The 17,449-nt window shown below is 62.9% G+C and carries 14 protein-coding genes; 6 read left to right on the forward strand and 8 right to left on the reverse strand.

Annotation, left to right across the window (positions count from 1 at the left end; translation table 11 throughout):
* The first annotated feature begins 4 nt into the window (after window positions 1-4).
* On the forward strand, window positions 5-2,818 hold the full coding sequence (locus SJI03_RS28010; protein ID WP_416208798.1) for a 7TM diverse intracellular signaling domain-containing protein: 2,814 nt from the start codon (window positions 5-7) through the stop codon (window positions 2,816-2,818).
* On the opposite strand, the gene SJI03_RS28015 is transcribed toward SJI03_RS28010, so the two are convergent.
* Both SJI03_RS28015 and SJI03_RS28020 read right to left on the reverse strand, forming a co-directional pair.
* A complete protein-coding gene (locus SJI03_RS28015) occupies window positions 2,803-3,714 on the reverse strand; it encodes an alpha/beta hydrolase (RefSeq protein WP_322429355.1) in 912 nt (303 codons plus the stop codon). The genes SJI03_RS28010 and SJI03_RS28015 overlap by 16 nt on opposite strands.
* Window positions 3,711-6,866 (reverse strand): NAD(P)-binding protein, encoded by a 3,156-nt coding sequence (locus SJI03_RS28020; protein WP_322429356.1) that lies wholly within the window; start codon window positions 6,864-6,866, stop codon window positions 3,711-3,713. The genes SJI03_RS28015 and SJI03_RS28020 overlap by 4 nt, the downstream gene beginning before the upstream one ends.
* A 200-nt stretch (window positions 6,867-7,066) precedes the next feature.
* Here SJI03_RS28020 and SJI03_RS28025 point away from each other — a divergent pair, with 200 nt between their 5' ends.
* Both SJI03_RS28025 and SJI03_RS28030 read left to right on the forward strand, forming a co-directional pair.
* On the forward strand, window positions 7,067-7,609 hold the full coding sequence (locus SJI03_RS28025; protein WP_099380898.1) for a phosphohydrolase: 543 nt from the start codon (window positions 7,067-7,069) through the stop codon (window positions 7,607-7,609).
* A gap of 362 nt (window positions 7,610-7,971) precedes the next feature.
* Window positions 7,972-8,571 (forward strand): hypothetical protein, encoded by a 600-nt coding sequence (locus SJI03_RS28030; protein ID WP_322429357.1) that lies wholly within the window; start codon window positions 7,972-7,974, stop codon window positions 8,569-8,571.
* 417 nt (window positions 8,572-8,988) lie between these two features.
* Here the strand turns inward: SJI03_RS28030 and SJI03_RS28035 are convergent, their stop codons facing one another.
* Window positions 8,989-9,210, reverse strand: a complete 222-nt coding sequence (locus SJI03_RS28035) for a hypothetical protein (protein ID WP_099380899.1) — start codon at window positions 9,208-9,210, stop codon at window positions 8,989-8,991.
* Between the two features lie 217 nt (window positions 9,211-9,427).
* Between SJI03_RS28035 and SJI03_RS28040 the strand changes: the two genes are divergently transcribed.
* From SJI03_RS28040 to SJI03_RS28050, 3 genes are all read left to right on the forward strand, one after another.
* Window positions 9,428-10,015 carry a chromate transporter gene (locus SJI03_RS28040; RefSeq protein WP_099380901.1) on the forward strand — a complete coding sequence of 196 codons (588 nt, stop codon included), beginning with the start codon at window positions 9,428-9,430 and terminating at the stop codon, window positions 10,013-10,015.
* Window positions 10,012-10,596, forward strand: a complete 585-nt coding sequence (locus tag SJI03_RS28045) for a chromate transporter (RefSeq protein WP_322429358.1) — start codon at window positions 10,012-10,014, stop codon at window positions 10,594-10,596. Before SJI03_RS28040 ends, SJI03_RS28045 begins: the two co-directional genes overlap by 4 nt.
* A 104-nt stretch (window positions 10,597-10,700) precedes the next feature.
* Window positions 10,701-11,669 carry an IS1595 family transposase gene (locus SJI03_RS28050; protein ID WP_322429359.1) on the forward strand — a complete coding sequence of 323 codons (969 nt, stop codon included), beginning with the start codon at window positions 10,701-10,703 and terminating at the stop codon, window positions 11,667-11,669.
* Between the two features lie 148 nt (window positions 11,670-11,817).
* Here SJI03_RS28050 and urtE read toward each other — a convergent pair whose 3' ends face one another.
* The 5 genes from urtE to urtA form a co-directional block, all read right to left on the reverse strand.
* Complete coding sequence (gene urtE / locus SJI03_RS28055; protein WP_322429360.1) at window positions 11,818-12,516, reverse strand: urea ABC transporter ATP-binding subunit UrtE; 699 nt, start codon at window positions 12,514-12,516, stop codon at window positions 11,818-11,820.
* Window positions 12,517-12,522: 6 nt separating this feature from the next.
* The gene (urtD, locus tag SJI03_RS28060) at window positions 12,523-13,353 is read right to left on the reverse strand and encodes an urea ABC transporter ATP-binding protein UrtD (RefSeq protein ID WP_416208797.1); all 831 of its coding nucleotides are present in this window, start codon (window positions 13,351-13,353) and stop codon (window positions 12,523-12,525) included.
* A complete protein-coding gene (gene urtC / locus SJI03_RS28065; RefSeq protein WP_322429361.1) occupies window positions 13,350-14,471 on the reverse strand; it encodes an urea ABC transporter permease subunit UrtC in 1,122 nt (373 codons plus the stop codon). The genes urtD and urtC overlap by 4 nt, the downstream gene beginning before the upstream one ends.
* Window positions 14,468-16,054: an urea ABC transporter permease subunit UrtB gene (urtB, locus tag SJI03_RS28070; RefSeq protein WP_322429362.1), complete on the reverse strand. Its 1,587-nt coding sequence runs from the start codon at window positions 16,052-16,054 to the stop codon at window positions 14,468-14,470. Before urtB ends, urtC begins: the two co-directional genes overlap by 4 nt.
* Before the next feature lie 69 nt (window positions 16,055-16,123).
* Window positions 16,124-17,377 carry an urea ABC transporter substrate-binding protein gene (gene urtA, locus SJI03_RS28075; protein ID WP_322429363.1) on the reverse strand — a complete coding sequence of 418 codons (1,254 nt, stop codon included), beginning with the start codon at window positions 17,375-17,377 and terminating at the stop codon, window positions 16,124-16,126.
* Window positions 17,378-17,449 lie beyond the last annotated feature (72 nt).

A 17,449-nucleotide genomic window follows, 5' to 3' on the forward strand; every position in this document is an offset into this window, starting at 1 on the left:
GCTCCTGCTCAGTCTGCTGTTTGGCCTGCTGGGGCTGGCGGGCGCGGCGCAGGCGGCGCCCTTGCCCCTGAGCACGCAAGGCATCCAGCACCTGGGCAAGGGCGGGCAACTATTTCTCGCCGGAAATGAGGCCGCGCCTGCCGATGCGGCCGCCCTGCCCGCCTGGCTGGCACGCCAGCGTCCAGCCGCACAAGTCGACCTGTTCGGCGGCGCCTACTGGCTGCATGCGCAGGTGCGCAACGACAGCAGCGAAACGGCCTGGGTCATTGACCCGAACGACACCCTGATCGACCTGGTCGACCTGCACGTGTACGGCCCCGGGCCGCACGCGGCGCCGCAAACCTTGCTGACGGGCTACCAGCGTCCGCACGAATATTTGTTGCACTACGGCAGGAACGTACAACTGGCGCCAGGCGCCACGTATGACATCCTGATCCGCTTTTCCAGCCCGTATTACGCGCGCGCGCCCCTGTTCGGCGTGAAGACGCAGCAAGACTACCGCAAGCTGGTAGGCAAGGAAAACTTCCTGATGGTCGCTTCCATCGGCGCCCTGCTGGCGCTGGGCCTGTTCAATTTCTTCATCTTTTCCATCACCCTGGAAAAAGCCTCGGCGTATTACGCGCTGTACGTGCTGACCTATGGCCTGGCCTGGGCCATGACTTTCCACGTCTTTGCCGACCTGTTCGACTGGCATTTGCTGCAGCTGCATTACGTGCCGTTTTTCCTGCTGCCCGTCTTCAGCACCCTGTTCTACATGCACTTCCTGCGCCTGCGCGACTATTCGCCCCGGCTGTACCGCATCAGCCAGGTCAACCTGGTGCTGCCCCTGCTGCTGCTACCCAGCTGCTTCTTCGCCCTGTCGTATGCGCATACCCTGGCCACCATCGTCATCAGCATCTGGATGCTGCTGGCGCTCGTCTGCGGCATCGTCGTCTGGCGCCGCGGCTACCAGCCGGCGCGCTTCTTCGTGCTGGCCTTCGTCGCCTTGATGCTGCCAGGCTTTCTGATCCTGCCGGCCAACCTGGGCCTGATGCCGGCCATGGTGGCCAACGCCCAGCTGGTGACACTGCTGGGCGGCACGCTCGACGGCTTGCTGCTGGCATTTGCCCTGGCCGACCAGATCCGATTGCTGCGCAACAATCTGGAACAGCGCGTGCAGGAACGCACCCTGGCGCTCACCCTCAGCAACGACGCCCTGCTGAAGGCCAAGGAACACGCGGAAGTGGTCAGCCGCCACCGCATCGATTTTCTGTCCGCCATGAGCCACGACATCCGCACGCCGCTGGCCGGCGTGATCGGCATGCTGAAATTCGCCTTGCGCGACCAGTCAGTCAAGGGCCGCACGCAGGAGTACCTGCGCATCGGCCTGCACAATGGCGTATCGCTGTTGACCATTCTCAATGACATCCTCGATTTCTCGAAGATCGACGCGGGCAAGCTGACCCTGGAAACCGTGGACTTCGACCTGCTGGCGCTGATCGGCGACGCGGCCGGCATCGTGCAGGGCCAGGCCGACGCCAAGAGCCTGCTGCTGCGCCGCGAACTGGCGCTGGACCTGCCGCGCTACGTGCGTGCCGACCCCACGCGCCTGCGGCAAATCCTCATCAACCTGCTGGGGAACGCGCTGAAATTCACGGCAAATGGCGAAGTGCTGCTGGAAGTGCGGCGCGCCCGCACACCGCCGCGCCGCGACGGCTGCAGCGAGATCGAATTCATCATCAGCGATACGGGCCCCGGCATCGACGCGGACACCTTGCCGCGCCTGTTCCAGAAATTCGAACAGGCCGACCACTCCACCACGCGCCGCTACGGCGGCACGGGCCTGGGCCTGGCCATCTGCAAGGAACTGGTCGAACTGATGCAAGGCACGATCGGCGTGGAAAGCCGGATCGGCATCGGCTCGCGCTTCCATTTCACCTTGCCGCTGACGCCTGGCAGCGCGCCGGCGGCCGACGCGCGCCGGCCGGCACGCCACGCGCGCCACGCCTGCCGCCTGCGCATCCTGTGCGCCGAAGACGTGCGCACCAACCAGATCATCATCGGCACCCTGCTCGAAAGCATGGGGCATGCCGTGACCATCGTGGAAAACGGCGAGCAGGCGCTGCGCGCGCTGGGCACGGAACCCTACGATTGCGTGCTGATGGATGGCCGCATGCCGCTGATGGATGGCGAACAGGCCGCGCGCCTGATCCGCGACGGCGGCAACGCGCAATTCCCCATTTCCGACGCGCAGATCCCCATCCTCGCGCTGACGGCCAACGCCAGCGAACATGACCGGCAACGCTACCTGGCTTGCGGCATGGACGATTTCCTCAGCAAACCCGTCGACGAAGCGCTGCTGTTCGAGAAAATCGACGCCATCATCGACCTGCTGCTGGCGCGCGGCCACGCGTTGCCGCCAGCCGTGCCCATCGAGGACGACACCCTGGCGCGCCAGTTCGGCCTGGACGACGCCGCCGACGAGCCAAGCGCACCGGCCGATCCCATGACGGCGCCCGTGCACATCCTGCCGCTGGCTGGCCTGTCGCCGCAGCATTTGCAGCGCATCGCGCAAGCGTTCCTGACGGAAGCGCCGAGGCGCCTGGACCTGGCCTGCCACGCCGTGCGCGACGGCAACGCCAGCGCGGCCGCTGCCGCCTTCCACGCCTTGAAGGGCAGTGCCGGCTACCTGAGCCGCCCCACCCTGCACGGCCTGTGCCACCAGATGGAAACCCTGGCCTCGAACGGCCAGCTCGATAACGTGGAACAGTTCCTGCCGCAGCTGCAGGCGGCGCTGGCTGTGGCGCGGCGCGACCTGGAAACTCAGCCCGCAGGCTGAGGCATCCAGCCCTGCGCCTGCAGCCACGCCAGCAGCAGTTGCGGCCAGGCGGCCGGCTCGCTGCCCGGTTTGCCCAGGCCCCAGCCATGGCCGCCGTGCCGGAACTGGTGCAGCTCGACGGGCACGCCCGCGCGGCGCAGGGCGGCGGCCATCAGCAGGCTGTTCGCAGGTGGGGAAATCGGATCGTCGAGCGCCTGCGCAATGAACATGGGCGGCGTGCGCGCATCGACGTGCAACTCCACCGACAAGGCGTCGCGCGCCGCCTGCGCGGGATGGGCGCCCAGCAGCTCTTTCTTCGCATGCGTCGTGTCGAATGGCGCTTGCATGGTTAGCACGGGGTACAGCAGCACGGCAAAGTCGGGCCGCGCGGAGACGCCATCGATCGCATCGACGGGCGCGTAGCGGGCCGCATCGGCCTGCACGGCCGTCATGCCGGCCAGGTGCGCGCCGGCGGAAAAACCCAGCATGCCGATGCGCGCCGGGTCGATACCCCACTCGGCCGCCCTCGCACGGATCACGCGCATGGCCCGCTGGCCGTCCTGGAATGGCGCAGCCACCCCGCCGCCTTCGCGTGGCAAGCGATACACGAGTTCAAACGCCGTGACGCCGTGCGCCTGCAGCCAGTTGGCGGTGGGGCCGCTCTCCTTGCCCGCCTCGATATGCGCATAACCGCCGCCGCTGACCAGGAGCATGGCGATACCGTTCGGCTGCGCCGGGCGGTGCGCGATCAGGTAAGGCTGGTCGACCTGCGTGATGGAGCCTTTGGCGCTGTCGCGCTGCGGGCCCGGCGCAGCGCCACCGGGCGGCGCGCCGGGCCACAGGACAATCGCGCCAGGCGGCGCGGCACCCGCGTGCAGGTGGACAAGGACAAGACACACCAGCATCAGGCGTTTCATGCCTTGAAATCCGTCTCGCCCTGGATCACGGCCGGATACCCGGTCATGGCGCGCGACGTCTGCATGCCGGCCATCACGGCCGCCTCCACGCAGCCCGCATTGAGGCCCGTCTTGATCCAGTCGCCCGTCAGGAACAGGTTGGAAAAGCCCGACTGGTCGGTGGCCAGCCGGTACTGCGTGCTGTTCACCACCGACATCACGTAGCGCTCGGACGGGTCGACGTTGGCGCGCCAGTACTGGCTGTCGAAGCGCGTCGCTCCCGCACGCTCCTTCGCGTCGACCAGCCATTGCCACGGAAACGCGCCCGGCGCGCCCGCCTCGGGCCACAGCGCGCCGATCTCGCGTTCCAGCTGGTGCAGCGCGCCCTGCTTCGCCCTTGCCGCGCAGCGGGCGGGGAAATCCGTGTCGGTGACGGGCGGATAGCTGTCGACGGGGAAGGCGCTGCAAAAGTAGGAGACGTTTTTCGGCTCCAGCCCCGCCGGCCAGTCTTCGTGCGCCAATAACTGGTCCATCGGCGCCCACGTGTCGTACGGCTCCGTGAAGGCCGACAGCACCGGCTGCTGGCCCTTCGGCTGCGTGGTCCAACCCATCTGCGACAGGTTTTTGTTCAACCACACCTGATAGGCCTGCGTGGCCACGGTTTTCACCTTGTCGGCCGCCATTTGCAGGGCCGGACTTTGCGCCAGCAGTTGCGGGCACAGGGCTTGCAGCGAGCCGATGGAAATGCCGAACACCACCTTGTCGAAGTCGATGCCCTTTTTCAAGACCGTGGCGGGCAGCGCGCGGCCGAACGCCTGCTGGTACTGCTGCGGCCAGCCGCTCCAGTACGATTCCAGGTTGACGTCCTGCGCCTGCAGCAGCGCGGCCTGGGCCGGTTCGATCTGCGCGTAATCGGGCGCGCTGGGCCAGCAGGCCAGGCCCTTGACGTCCACCAGCGGCGCGTAGCCGGCGGCCGGGTCCTTCAACTGCACCTGCTGCGTGATGCGGATGCTGTCGATGTCGCCCGCGCCCGGCACCAGTTCTTCCACGCGCTGGAAGAACTTGAATTCCACGCCCCTTTTCTTCAGCACTTCGTACAGCGGCGTAAAAATCGTGTCGCCCATGCCGGCCTGCATCTTGAACATGATGCCGCCCTTGTAGGCCAGGCCGATGCGCGCCATCGAGCGCAACAGCGTGCCCGCCTCGATGTTCGGCTTTCCAAAATCGCCGCCCTCGTAGGCGAAGACCAGGTCGTAAAAGCCGCGCACGGGCGCCGAGTTGACGCTGAACTGCTCGTCGCCGCCATGCTTGCGCAGCCAGTCACGGAAGTCGATGTCGTTGATGACGTCAAAGCCGTGCTTGAACACGCCATCCTGGAACATGCCTTTCATGACCGTGATGCCCAGGTCCAGGCAAATGAACAGGCGGCGCAATTCATCGTCGCCATCGATCAGGGCGCGGTAGCGCAGGCGCAGCCAGGCGCGGATGCCGTTCAGGGTACTGGCCAGCAGCTGGTGGCGCGCCTGGTCGTGGCGCGTAGAGTCCGGCGCCAGGTCGGCCACCAGCGCCACCAGCGCGCCCACGGACAGGCCCACGTCGAGGCCCAGTTCATCGGCCTGCCCCACCACTTCATCGGCCAGGCGGCGCAGCCACCCCGGCCACACGCCCTCGCCTTGCGCCGCGGTGGCGCTGGCACTGGCACGCTCTATGCGCGCATCGGCATCGGCCACCTGGCGGATCTGGCGTATCCACTGCTCGATCCAGCCCACCATGGCGATGGCCATCTGCCACAGGGTGATGTCTTCGCCGCCCTCGCCCGGTTCGCCAGGCAAGGTGGGAAAGACGATGGACCAGTTGCGCCACTTGCCCTTGACGTCTTCCGACAGGGCCACGTAATCGTGCTGTTTGAAGGCATCGCGCCAGGTGGCCAGCGGCGCGCCGGGCGGACGTTCCAGGCTCGCATACGCTTCCTTGATCATCTTGAAGGCATTCGCGTAGAAGCCGAACCAGATGTGCAAGCCGTGTTCCTCGATGCGCTGGCCCACTTGCGCATTGCGTCCGCTGGCACCCTTGCCGCCCAGGCGCCAGCCCAGCTGGTAGACGGTGATGGCGTGCTGGTTTTGCCAACCCGGCTGGTTCGTCAAATAATACGCGGTGGTCATGGCCGCCACGCCACCGCCGAGAATGGCGATCTTTTCCGGCGCTATGCGGGAATTGTCGACCAGTTCCTCGCCCGGCATGGCCGTGAAATCGAAGTTCACATTGAACGGCAGGATGGCCGTTTGCGGCCCCAGTTTCAAACCCAGGGTCTGTTCCAGCGGGAAGCTGTCGAAGGCGTGCACCGTGCATTCATACTCGTAGCCCAGCAGGCGCGCGCTGTGCAGGCGATTGATCTCGGCCGGCGCGGCCACCAGGGCCTGGTACACGGCTTTCACACCGGCGCTATCCGGGAACTGCTTGAGGAAAATCTGGTCGATGCGGGGATTGCGCAGCAGCGACAGGATGTCGGCCCAGCCGGCCTGGTCCATGTCGAAGAAATCGGGGATGGAGAGGAAAATCTGGAATGCCTGCTCGATGAGCTCCAAAAAGCTGTTGACGGGCTTGTGCTGCCCCGTCTGCACGGTGGCGTTGACTTCCAGCAACGGGTGCAAGGCCAGTTTCGTCTCCGGCGAGAAATGCTGGAAACCCTTGGCGGCCACGGAGCAGCGCAGCGGCTCGCTGCCGGCGGCGGGAATTTCGTAGTCGCACAGGTATTTCGGATAGCCGAACAGTTCGCGCCCGTTGATCAGGGCCATCGCGTCATCGACAAAAATATGGCACGGGTACCAATAGATATGCGCGAGCTTGCCTGCGGCATCCATCTGGCCGACCATGATCCAGGTGACGATGTCGACTTCCGTGATCCAGCCCTTGGCCTGGTCGACGGGATTGGCGGAGTCCGCATGGTTGACGCGGGTAAACGTCAGCATCACATACGGCGACAGGGCTTTCAGGGTCATCTTGCTGCCCGCCACCTGGTTCAGGGTGGTATTCACGGTCGCTTGCAATTTCGCCAGGTCGCCACGGACGAAATAGCCGTACATTTCCGACTGTTTCAATTGCAGCGGCGCATGCATCATCACCGAACCACCCTGATAGATATACGAAGGTCTTGCCGAAGGTGTCGCCGTCATTGCCCTGTCCCCTTTAAGTTTCATTCAAACAAGATTTCTACAGTGTATTTGAGAAAGATCAATGAATGATATGAAATAAATTAAAGGATTTGCCAAGATGCATAGGCTCAGCAGAAACGGGGGAGTACCAGCGAAAGGCACGTGGCGGCCATCCGGTGTAGGATGGATCATCCGTGCAAAGCAGGCGAACTGACCCAGAAATGATTACTACCGACTACGTATCCACTTATTCCGGCAACCGCTTTTATCCCTTGCGCCCGCATATCGACAAGGTTGCCATCGAAGACATCGCCCACGGCCTCGCTTACCAGTGCCGCTTCAATGGACAGACGCAAGTGTTTTACTCGGTCGCCCAGCACAGCCTGATCGTCGCCGAACTGGTGCCGCCCCCTTTGCGCCTGGCTGCCCTGCTGCACGATGCGGCCGAAGCCTACCTGGGTGACATGGTGAAACCCTTGAAAGTGTTGCTGCCGGAGTTTTCGGTGCTGGAAGACAAGGTCAGCGCCATCATCGCCGCCACGTATGGCCTGGATTTTTCCGACTACGCACCCATCAAGCGGGCCGACCTGATCGCGCTGGCCACGGAAAAGCGCGACCTGATGCCGCACTCGGCCGAGCGCTGGGCTTACCTTGACGGCATCGCCCCCTTGCCCGGTATAATCGAGGCCATGGGCCCGGCCGAAGCCAAGCAGCGCTTCCTGCAGGCCTTTGCCCAGCTGGGCGGGTTTGGACTGGCGGCATGAATACTTCTGCCGCAGCTTCACGAACGGGTGCTAAGCCCCGGTTTTTGCACGGCTTTTTTAGATATCCACAGCAACTGTGGATAAAGTTGTTGATAAGCCCCTCTTGACAAGCCGCAACACCAGTATTGATGCGGGTTTCAACAATTTGCTGATTTCACAGGCAATTTTTTACCCCAATGAAATCAATGACTTGCGATCACGAGTTTGCGCTAGAACAAACTTACTCTGCCACCATGAAAATATATTTTGCTGTGCATAAGCAGAGTGGCGCCAGGCCGTCTTGCTTGAACAGCATTGTTTTGACAAACCCCGCAGACTGGCATAGTGTGGAGTAGCGACTACGATCAACGGTGGATAAACGCATGAACATGGATAGCGACAGTTCCGCCAAAGGGGCGGACGAACCGGACTGGCTGGTCGACGAACCGCTGGGACGGACCGATGCGGCGGCAGAACCCGCCACCGCGGCGCCCTGGCGCGTGCTGATCGTCGATGACGATGTCGACGTGCATGTGGTGACCAAGTTCGCCCTCAGCCAGGCCAGTTTCCAGGGCCGCCGGCTGAGCTTTTTGCACGCGTATTCGGGCGCCGAGGCGCTGGTCTTACTGCGCGGCACTCCCGATATCGCCGTGGTGCTGCTCGATGTGATCATGGAAACCCAGGATGCCGGCCTGCAAGTGGCACGCCAGGTGCGCGAAGAACTGCACAACAGCGCCGTGCGCATCATCCTGCGCACGGGCCAGCCCGGCCAGGCGCTGGAACACCGCATCATCATCGACTACGACATCAACGATTTCTGGTGCAAGACCGACCTCACCACGCGCAAGTTGTTTACCACCGTGATCGCCTCGCTGCGCACCTACGCCACCTTGCGCGAAGCGCAGCAACAGGTCACCGAACTGGCCGCCGCGCTGGCCCAGTGCGGCGACACGCCAGCGACGCCGGCCAGCGGCACGCCCTGACCACCGCCCGCTACTTTCAGTCATAAAAACCAGAGCACTGGATAGGCATACAGGCTTGTGGCATGCCCCATTTTGGCCCGTCTTGTCGGCCCATCGCATGTGCCGAGCGGCTCCAATTTCCTAAGTGGCGGATTGTTAAGCGCTTTTTCAGATATCCACACGGACTGTGGATATCTTTGTGGATAAGGGCCTATTGACAGGCCTCAAAGCCACAGCCCGTGCGGCTTTCAATAAACTGCTCAATCAAACAGCAAAAATAAAACTCATTAAAATCAAACACTTAGAAACTCACACATAATCACAAGAAAATTATTTCGCCAATTTCGTTAACCCATCATTTGTGCATAACTGAGCCGTAATGATCAATCCGACAACACCGGACTCACGCTGCCGGCAACACAGTTGCCGCGTAGAAACTCAATGCACGGTCTGGCGGCGCTGCTCCGGATGCAGCAGCACGCGCTCGATCAATTCCGGGGCGACATTGTATGACTTCAGGTATTCCAGCGCACACAAGGTGCTGAAGGCGGCCTGCACGGCGATGCCCAGATTGACGATATCGCACATCTTCTGGTCGATGCGCACATGGCGCACCACCGGTATGGCAGGCATATGCAGCGTTTCTGTGGAATGAGGCATGATGGACAACTCCTGCGAAGGGGACGGAGGGGAAGACGGCGTAGCGGTGCGAACCGCGACAGCGCGGAAAGGGACAGTGCTCGTGTTGCCGCTAAAAGTATTGCCGATAAACTCTCGATGTCAATGGCAGGGAAACATGAGCCACGGTTTTTTCTTGCAGGCACAAGCGCAGCCGAAAGCGATGGACAAGCGCGAGCGGCCACGGCGATAATCAGCCATGTCCTCGCCTTCTCCCCTTCCGCCCGACCTTCCCCGCCCGCAGCCCGCCTCGCTTGCCGACCTGTTCTTCTCGTTCACCTGGCTGGCCCTGCAAGGCTTTGGCGGCGTGCTGGCCGTGATCCAGCGCGAGATGGTCGAGCGCAAGCGCTGGCTGACGCAGGAGGAATTCCTGGAAGACTGGGCCGTGGCGCAAATCATGCCCGGACCGAATGTCGTCAACCTGTCCTTGATGGTGGGCGGGCGCTATTTCGGCTTGCAAGGCGCCCTGACGGCGCTGGCCGGCATGCTGGCCGTGCCCCTCGTCATCGTGCTCGTGCTGGGCGTGCTGTACACGCATTTTGGCGACAATCCGCAGATGGCGGGCGCCCTGCGCGGCATGGCCGCCGTCTCGGCCGGCATGATCGCCGCCACGGGCGTGAAACTGGCGACCGCGCTGGCCAAGCATCCGCTGCCCCTGTGGCTGACCTTGTCCATCACCGTGCTGGGCGTGCTGATGGTGGCCGTGCTGCGCTGGCCCCTGCTGTACATCCTGCTGGGCCTGGGCGGCATCGGCTGCCTGCTCACGTACCGGAAGCTGTCCGCATGAATCCGCCCCTGCAACTGGTGTTGAGCACCGGCGACTGGCTGAACCTGTTCGGCCACTACCTGATGCTGTCGCTGATGTCGATCGGCGGCGCCATTTCCACCACGTCCGAAATGCACCGTTTCCTCGTCGAACAGCATGGCTGGCTGACGCAGGCGCAATTCAATGAATCGATCGCCATCGCACAGGCCGCGCCCGGCCCGAACGTGCTGTTCGTCGCCCTGATGGGCTGGAACGTGGGCATGAACGCGGGCAGCTATGCGGCGGCGTATCTGGGCGTGCTGGTGACGATGGTGGGCATCATGCTGCCCAGCACCACCCTCACCTACGTGGCAGCCCAGTGGGGATACCGCAACCGCGACCTGCGCCCCGTGCGCGCCTTCAAGCAAGGCATGGCGCCCATCGTCGTTGCCCTCCTGATTTCCACGGGCATGATTTTGGGCGGCGCCAACCATAACATCCGCACCGACTGGCCCCTGTGGAGCCTGTCCATCGTGGCCGGCCTGATCATCTGGCGCACGAAAATCCATTTGTTGTGGCTGCTGGCGGCTGGCGCCGTGCTAGGCTGGTTCCAGCTGGTTTAGTACGCCTATCAAAAGGCTCTGTCATCGGTAAATAGGGGAACTGCCGGAATCTTCCCTTGGCATTGCTGTCTGACTCTGCATACTTACCAGACAGGGAGCAGATCATGCAGCCAGCCGAATGGATCCGTTTTATCGCCCAGTTTGCTCACCTGAACCGACGCCAGCGGCAGACAGGCATCGCCCTGCTGCGTGGCAACGCACCGCAAGACGCGACCGTCGCGTTGCTGGAAAGCGTGGCGCAGCCGCGATTGGCCTGTCCCGCCTGCCGCTCGCCTCACCTGCACCGGCATGGCCATGCGCACGGCTTGCAGCGCTACCGCTGCGTGCCTTGCGGGCGCACTTTCAATGCCTTGACGGGCACGCCGCTGGCCCGCTTGCGTCACAAGGCGCTATGGATCGCGTATGCCGATTGCCTGCTCGACTCCGCCTCGGTGCGCCAGGCCGCTCAGCAGCTGGGATTACACCGCAACACCACGTTTCGCTGGCGCCACCGCTTTCTCAGCGTGGCGAAGACGGACCGGCCGCATGGCCTGCATGGCATCGCCGAGGCCGATGAACTCTACGTGCTGGAATCGGAAAAGGGATCGAGGCAGATGACGCGGCCGGCTCGCCGCCGGGGCGGCCATGCCTTTAAACGCGGTATCTCGAATGAGCAAGTCTGCATCCTGGTGGCGCGCGACCGCACGGGCCAGACCCTTGATTTCGTCACGGGCAAAGGCGCGTTGACGAAGGCGCAGCTGCACCGATGTTTGTTGCCCGTTATCGACAAGGATGTTCTGCTGGTAACGGATGGCCATGCGGCCTACCGGGCGTTTGCGAGGGAAGCGGGCATCAGCCACGAGGCCGTCAACTTGCGCGCCGGCATCCGTGTGCAGGGCGCCGCGCATGTGCAGAACGTCAATGCGTATCACAGCCGCTTGCGGCAATGGCTGCGTCCGTTTCACGGCGTGGCGACGCGCTACCTGCCAAATTACCTGGGCTGGCGCTGGATACTCGACGCCAGACGCATCCGTTCACCAGAAACGTTATTGAAAGCAACCCTGGGAGTATTCCCACATCTGACGGTGACATAGCCTATCAAAACCTACTGCGCGTCGTAATTTGCGGCCTGCGATGCTCACTGTACATTCGTACAGTTGCGCTTCTCAAGCCAACGGGGGCGCCGAGCCTTCCTTCCGCTCGCTACGGTTTTGTTAGGCGTTGTTAAGCCAGTTATTAAGCCTACACGGCCAAATGGCGCTTCACGTCGTCGCCATCCATCTGCGCAGCCAGTCCGCTGGCGACGACGCTGCCGCGCGACAGCACGATGAATTCATCGGCCAGCTCGCGGGCGAAATCGAAATACTGTTCGCACAGCACGATGGCCATGTCACCGCGCTGTTTCAGCAGGCTGATCACGCGGCCGATATCCTTGATGACGGACGGCTGGATGCCCTCCGTCGGCTCGTCGAAGATGATCAGCTGCGGCTCGGCCAGCAGGGCACGGGCGATGGCCAGCTGCTGCTGTTGCCCGCCTGACAAATCGCCGCCGCGCCGCTGCAGCATCTCTTTGAGCACCGGAAACAGTTCATACACGTGGGGATCGATGCGCGAGGCTTGCCTGCCCCGCTTCACCGCCATGCCCATCAACAAGTTTTCCTCGACCGTCAGGCGCGCAAAGATGTCGCGCCCCTGCGGCACGTAGGCGATGCCCAGCTTGGCCCGCGCATGCGGCGTCAGTTTCGTGATGTCGCGCCCCTGGAACACCACCGTGCCCTGCGCCACGGGCAGCACGCCCATCAGGCATTTCAACAAGGTCGTCTTGCCCACGCCATTGCGCCCCAGCAAAGCCAGACACTCGCCCTTGCGCGCCGACAGATTGATGCCGCGCAAGGTGTGCGAGGAGCCATAGTATTGATTCAATTGCTCGACTTCCAGCATATGTGTTCACCTTCCCAGATAGACTTCGATGACCCGCTCGTCGGCCTGCACTTCGTCCATGCGGCCCTGCGCCAGCACGGCCCCCTCATGCAGCACGGTGACGATGCCTTGCTGGGCAATGTCCGTGACGAAACCCATGTCGTGCTCGACCACCATGATCGAATGCTTGCCGCGCAATTCATTGAGGAGCTCCGCCGTGCGCGCCGTTTCCGCATCCGACATGCCGGCCACGGGTTCGTCCAGCAGGATCAGCTGCGGCTCCTGCATCAGGAGCATGCCGATTTCCAGCCACTGCTTTTGCCCATGCGACAGCAAACCGGCCGGCCGCGCCTCGTGGCCGTTGAGGCGGATCAGGCGCAGGATGGCTTCGATCTTGCCGGCCTGCTCGGAGGTCAAACGGGCAAACAGGGTGGGCGCCACGCGCTTGTCCATCTTCATCGCCAGTTCCAGGTTGTCGAACACCGTGTGCTGCTCGAATACGGTGGGGCGCTGGAACTTGCGGCCGATGCCCGCGTGGGCGATCTGCGCTTCCGTCATCGTCGCCAGGTTCATGGTCTGGCCAAACCAGGCCGTGCCGGACGTGGGCCGCGTCTTGCCCGTGATGACATCCATCATCGTCGTCTTGCCCGCGCCGTTAGGGCCGATGATGCAGCGCAATTCGCCCACGGAAATATCGAGGCTCAGCTTGTTGATGGCCTTGAAGCCGTCGAAGGACACGCTGATGTCCTCCAGATACAAAATCGCGCCATGCGTCGTATCGACACCCTCGCCTATGACGCGCGAATACGTGGCGCCAGCCTCGGTGCTGGCCATGCCGGGCAACATGCGGATACTCATGCGGCCTCCTCTGCCACGACGGTCGCCTTTTTACGTTTGAGCTTGCTCAATACACCGAGCATGCCCTGCTGCATGAACAGGGTGACGACGATGAACAGCAAGCCCAGCGCGAACAGCCACAGCTCCGGCAAGGCGGCCGTGAACCAGCTTTTCAAGCCGTTGACGGTGAAGGCGCCCAGGATGGGACCGATCAAGGTACCCCGTCCACCGACTGCCACCCACACGACCATTTCGATGGAGTTCGCCGGAGACATTTCGGACGGGTTGATGATGCCCACCTGCGGCACGTACAGGGCGCCGGCGATGCCGCACAGCACGGCCGACAAGGTCCACACGAACAGCTTGAACCACAGCGGGTTGTAGCCGAGGAACATCAAGCGCGCCTCGCTGTCGCGCACGCCCTGCAGCACCCTGCCCAGTTTCGAGCGGACGATGGCGCGCGCGCCGATCAAGGCCGCCAGCAGGAAGGCCAGGGTCAGCAGGAACAGCACGGCCCGGGTGGCGGGCGCCGTGATGCTATAGCCGAGGATGGTCTTGAAATCCGTGAAACCGTTGTTGCCGCCAAAGCCGGTATCGTTGCGGAAGAACAAGAGCATGAAGGCATACGTCATCGCTTGCGTGATGATGGAAAAATACACGCCCTTGATGCGCGAGCGAAACGCAAAATAACCAAACACAAAGGCGAGCACGCCCGGCACCAGCAAGACGAGCGCCATGCAGTACCAGAAGTGTTCCGTAAACGCCCAGTACCACGGGTAAGTCTTCCAGTCGAGAAAGATCATGAAATCGGGCAAGCTGCTGTGGTACTGGCCCTGGTCGCCGATGGCGCGCATCAGATACATGCCGTGCGCATACGCGCCCAGCGCAAAGAATACGCCGTGGCCCAGGGACAGGATGCCCGTGTAGCCCCAGACAAGGTCCAGCGCCAGCGCGGCCAGCGCGTAGCACATGAACTTGCCCACCAGCGCCACCGTGTAGGCGGACACGTGCAGCGCATGCCCTTCGGCAAACGCCAGGTTAAAAATGGGCAACAGCGCCGCCAGCAACGTGCATGCGGCAAGCGCCAGCCAGACGGGCCGCGTAAACAGGCCTTGCTTGGTTTGACAGGAGGTAATCATTCGACGCTGCGTCCCTTCATGGCAAACAGGCCCTGCGGCCGGCGCTGGATGAATATGATGATGAACACGAGAATGGCGATCTTCGCCAGCACGGCGCCCGCCACCGGTTCGAGGAATTTGTTGACTTCGCCCAGGCCCAGCGCGGCGATCACCGTACCAGCCAGCTGGCCCACGCCGCCCAGCACCACCACCATGAAAGAATCGACGATGTAGCTTTGGCCCAGGTCCGGCCCTACATTGCCCAGCTGCGACAGGGCCACGCCACCCAGGCCCGCGATGCCGGAACCGAGGCCGAAGGTCAGCATGTCGACCTTGCCCGTCGCCACGCCCACGCAATCGGCCATGCGGCGGTTTTGTGTTACAGCCCGCACGAACAGGCCCAGGCGCGTCTTGTTCAAAATCAACCACACGGCCACCACGACAACGACGGCAAAGCCGATGATGGCCAGCCGGTTGTACGGCAGCACGAGGCCGCCCAGCACGGTGACACCGCCCGACATCCAGGCCGGGTTGGCCACTTCCACGTTTTGCGCGCCGAAGATGGTGCGCACGGCCTGCATCAGGATCAAGCTGATGCCCCAGGTGGCCAGCAGGGTTTCCAGCGGCCGGCCATACAGCCAGCGGATCACCGTGCGCTCGAGCGCCACGCCCACCAGCCCGGCGACGAGGAAGGCAGCCGGCAGCGCAGCCAGCAGATACGCATCCTGCAGGCCAGGCAGGAAGTTGCGGAAGAACAACTGGCACAGGTAGGTCGTGTAAGCGCCTATCATCAGCAATTCGCCGTGCGCCATGTTGATAATGCCCATCAAGCCAAAGGTGATGGCAAGCCCCAGCGCGGCCAGCAGCAGCACGCTGCCCAGAGAGATGCCGTAGAACACATTGCCGGCGAATTCCATGCGCGCCACCCGTCCCTTGATCTGGCGCATGGTTTCGATGGCGGCCAGCTGCACGGCCTCGTCCGGCTCACCGCCCTTCTCCAGCATGGCTTGCAGCACGGGCAGCAGGCGCGCATCGCTGCTGCCGGCCAGCGCTTCCACAGCTTGCTTGCGTGTGGCCGCGTCGGGCGCATGCAGGTTGGCGCTGGCGATCAGCACCTGCAATATCTGTTTAATCTCAGCATCGTTTTCCTGCGCCAGCGCCTTGCGGATCAGGGGAAGCTGCGCGGGATCAACCGCCTTTTGCAAGGCCTGCGCGGCTGCCAGGCGCGTGGCCCGCTCCGGCGCCAGCAGCTGCAAGCCCGACAAGGCCCCCGCCACGGCCGAGCGCAAGCGGTTGTTGACCATCACGCCATCGATGCCGTCCGGCAACGGCACGTTCTTGCCGCTTGCCGGGTCATATGCCCGTTCACCGTCGACGATATACACCGTGCCGTCGGGTGCGGCATACAGGGCATCGCCCTGCAAGGCTTGCAGCACACGGTCGGCCTCGGGCGTGGCCAGGGCGGCGATCTGCGCGACGGCGGCGACCCTGGCATCGGGGTCGTCGCCGGCCAGCGGTTTGAGCAAGGATGGATCGATGGCGGCCTGGGCCATGGATGACAGGCACAGGCAGGCGAAGACCAGCTGCGATGTGAATAGCCTCATTGATATCCCGGAAAAGCGTTGATGGTCGGCACCACCGGACGCATTGCCCGATGGCGCTGGCGTGGCTCTTTACAGCTTTTGCTTGCCCTCATTGCCCTTGATGAACGGGCTCCACGGCTGGGCGCGTATCGGTTCCTTGGTTTTCCACACGACATTGAATTGCCCATCAGCCTTGATCTCGCCGATCATCACGGGCTTGTGCAGGTGGTGATTGGTCGCATCCATGGTCAGGGTGAAGCCCGACGGCGCCTTGACGCTCTGGCCGGCCATGGCGGCGATCACCTTGTCCGTGTCCGTCGATTTCGCCTTTTCCACGGCTTGCGCCCACATGTGGATGCCGACATAGGTCGCTTCCATCGGGTCGTTCGTCACGACCGAACCCGCGTTCGGCAGCTTTTGCGCCACGGCATAGGCCTTCCACTGCTTGATGAAGGCCGTATTCACGGGATTCTTGACGGATTCAAAGTAATTCCATGCCGCCAGGTGGCCAAGCAAGGGCTTGGTATCGATGCCGCGCAACTCTTCCTCGCCGACGGAAAACGCGACGACAGGCACGTCCGTGGCCTTCAGGCCGGCATTGCCCAGTTCCTTGTAGAACGGCACGTTGGAGTCGCCATTGATGGTGGAAATGACGGCCGTCTTGCCGCCCGTGGAAAACTTCTTGATGTTGGCGACGATGGTTTGATAATCGGCATGGCCGAACGGCGTGTAGACCTCGCTGATATCGCTATCCTTGACGCCCTTGCTTTTCAGGAAGGCGCGCAGGATCTTGTTGGTGGTGCGCGGATACACGTAATCCGTGCCCAGCAGCACGAAGCGCTTGGCGCCGCCGCCATCCTTGCTCATCAGGTATTCCACGGCCGGGATCGCCTGCTGGTTGGGCGCGGCGCCCGTGTAAAACACGTTCTTTTCCAGCTCCTCGCCCTCGTATTGCACCGGGTAAAACAGCAGGCTGTTGAGTTCCTTAAACACAGGCAACACCGACTTGCGCGACACGGACGTCCAGCAGCCGAACACGACTGCTACTTTATCCTGCGTCACCAGCTGGCGCGCTTTTTCCGCGAACAAAGGCCAGTTCGATGCCGGATCGACGACGACGGCTTCCAGCTTCTTGCCCAGCACGCCGCCCTTGGCATTGATCTCGGCGATCGTCATCAAAGCCACGTCTTTCAGCGACGTTTCGGAAATGGCCATGGTGCCCGACAGGGAGTGCAAAATGCCCACCTTGATCGTATCGGCGGCAAAGGCTGCCTGCATGTAAGTGGACGTGGCCAGGGCCAGTGCGCCGGCGGCGGTCGCTTTCAGGATGATGCGTCGTGACATGGGGACTCCTGTGATGGGTTCGTGGGGGTCGAGCTAAGCCTGCGATGTTGTTAAAGCAGAATGCATGCCAGC

The organism is Janthinobacterium sp. GMG1 (assembly GCF_034427795.1).
GTDB lineage: Bacteria > Pseudomonadota > Gammaproteobacteria > Burkholderiales > Burkholderiaceae_D > Janthinobacterium.

Coding starts and splice junctions, on each gene's coding strand:
- SJI03_RS28025 (WP_099380898.1), top strand. CDS start 7,067: ATGATTACTACCGACTACGTATCCACTTATTCCGGCAACCGCTTTTAT.
- urtD (WP_416208797.1), bottom strand. CDS start 13,353: ATGAGTATCCGCATGTTGCCCGGCATGGCCAGCACCGAGGCTGGCGCC.
- SJI03_RS28030 (WP_322429357.1), top strand. CDS start 7,972: ATGAACATGGATAGCGACAGTTCCGCCAAAGGGGCGGACGAACCGGAC.
- urtE (WP_322429360.1), bottom strand. CDS start 12,516: ATGCTGGAAGTCGAGCAATTGAATCAATACTATGGCTCCTCGCACACC.
- SJI03_RS28035 (WP_099380899.1), bottom strand. CDS start 9,210: ATGCCTCATTCCACAGAAACGCTGCATATGCCTGCCATACCGGTGGTG.
- urtC (WP_322429361.1), bottom strand. CDS start 14,471: ATGATTACCTCCTGTCAAACCAAGCAAGGCCTGTTTACGCGGCCCGTC.
- SJI03_RS28045 (WP_322429358.1), top strand. CDS start 10,012: ATGAATCCGCCCCTGCAACTGGTGTTGAGCACCGGCGACTGGCTGAAC.
- SJI03_RS28050 (WP_322429359.1), top strand. CDS start 10,701: ATGCAGCCAGCCGAATGGATCCGTTTTATCGCCCAGTTTGCTCACCTG.
- urtA (WP_322429363.1), bottom strand. CDS start 17,377: ATGTCACGACGCATCATCCTGAAAGCGACCGCCGCCGGCGCACTGGCC.
- SJI03_RS28040 (WP_099380901.1), top strand. CDS start 9,428: ATGTCCTCGCCTTCTCCCCTTCCGCCCGACCTTCCCCGCCCGCAGCCC.
- SJI03_RS28015 (WP_322429355.1), bottom strand. CDS start 3,714: ATGAAACGCCTGATGCTGGTGTGTCTTGTCCTTGTCCACCTGCACGCG.
- SJI03_RS28020 (WP_322429356.1), bottom strand. CDS start 6,866: ATGACGGCGACACCTTCGGCAAGACCTTCGTATATCTATCAGGGTGGT.
- urtB (WP_322429362.1), bottom strand. CDS start 16,054: ATGAGGCTATTCACATCGCAGCTGGTCTTCGCCTGCCTGTGCCTGTCA.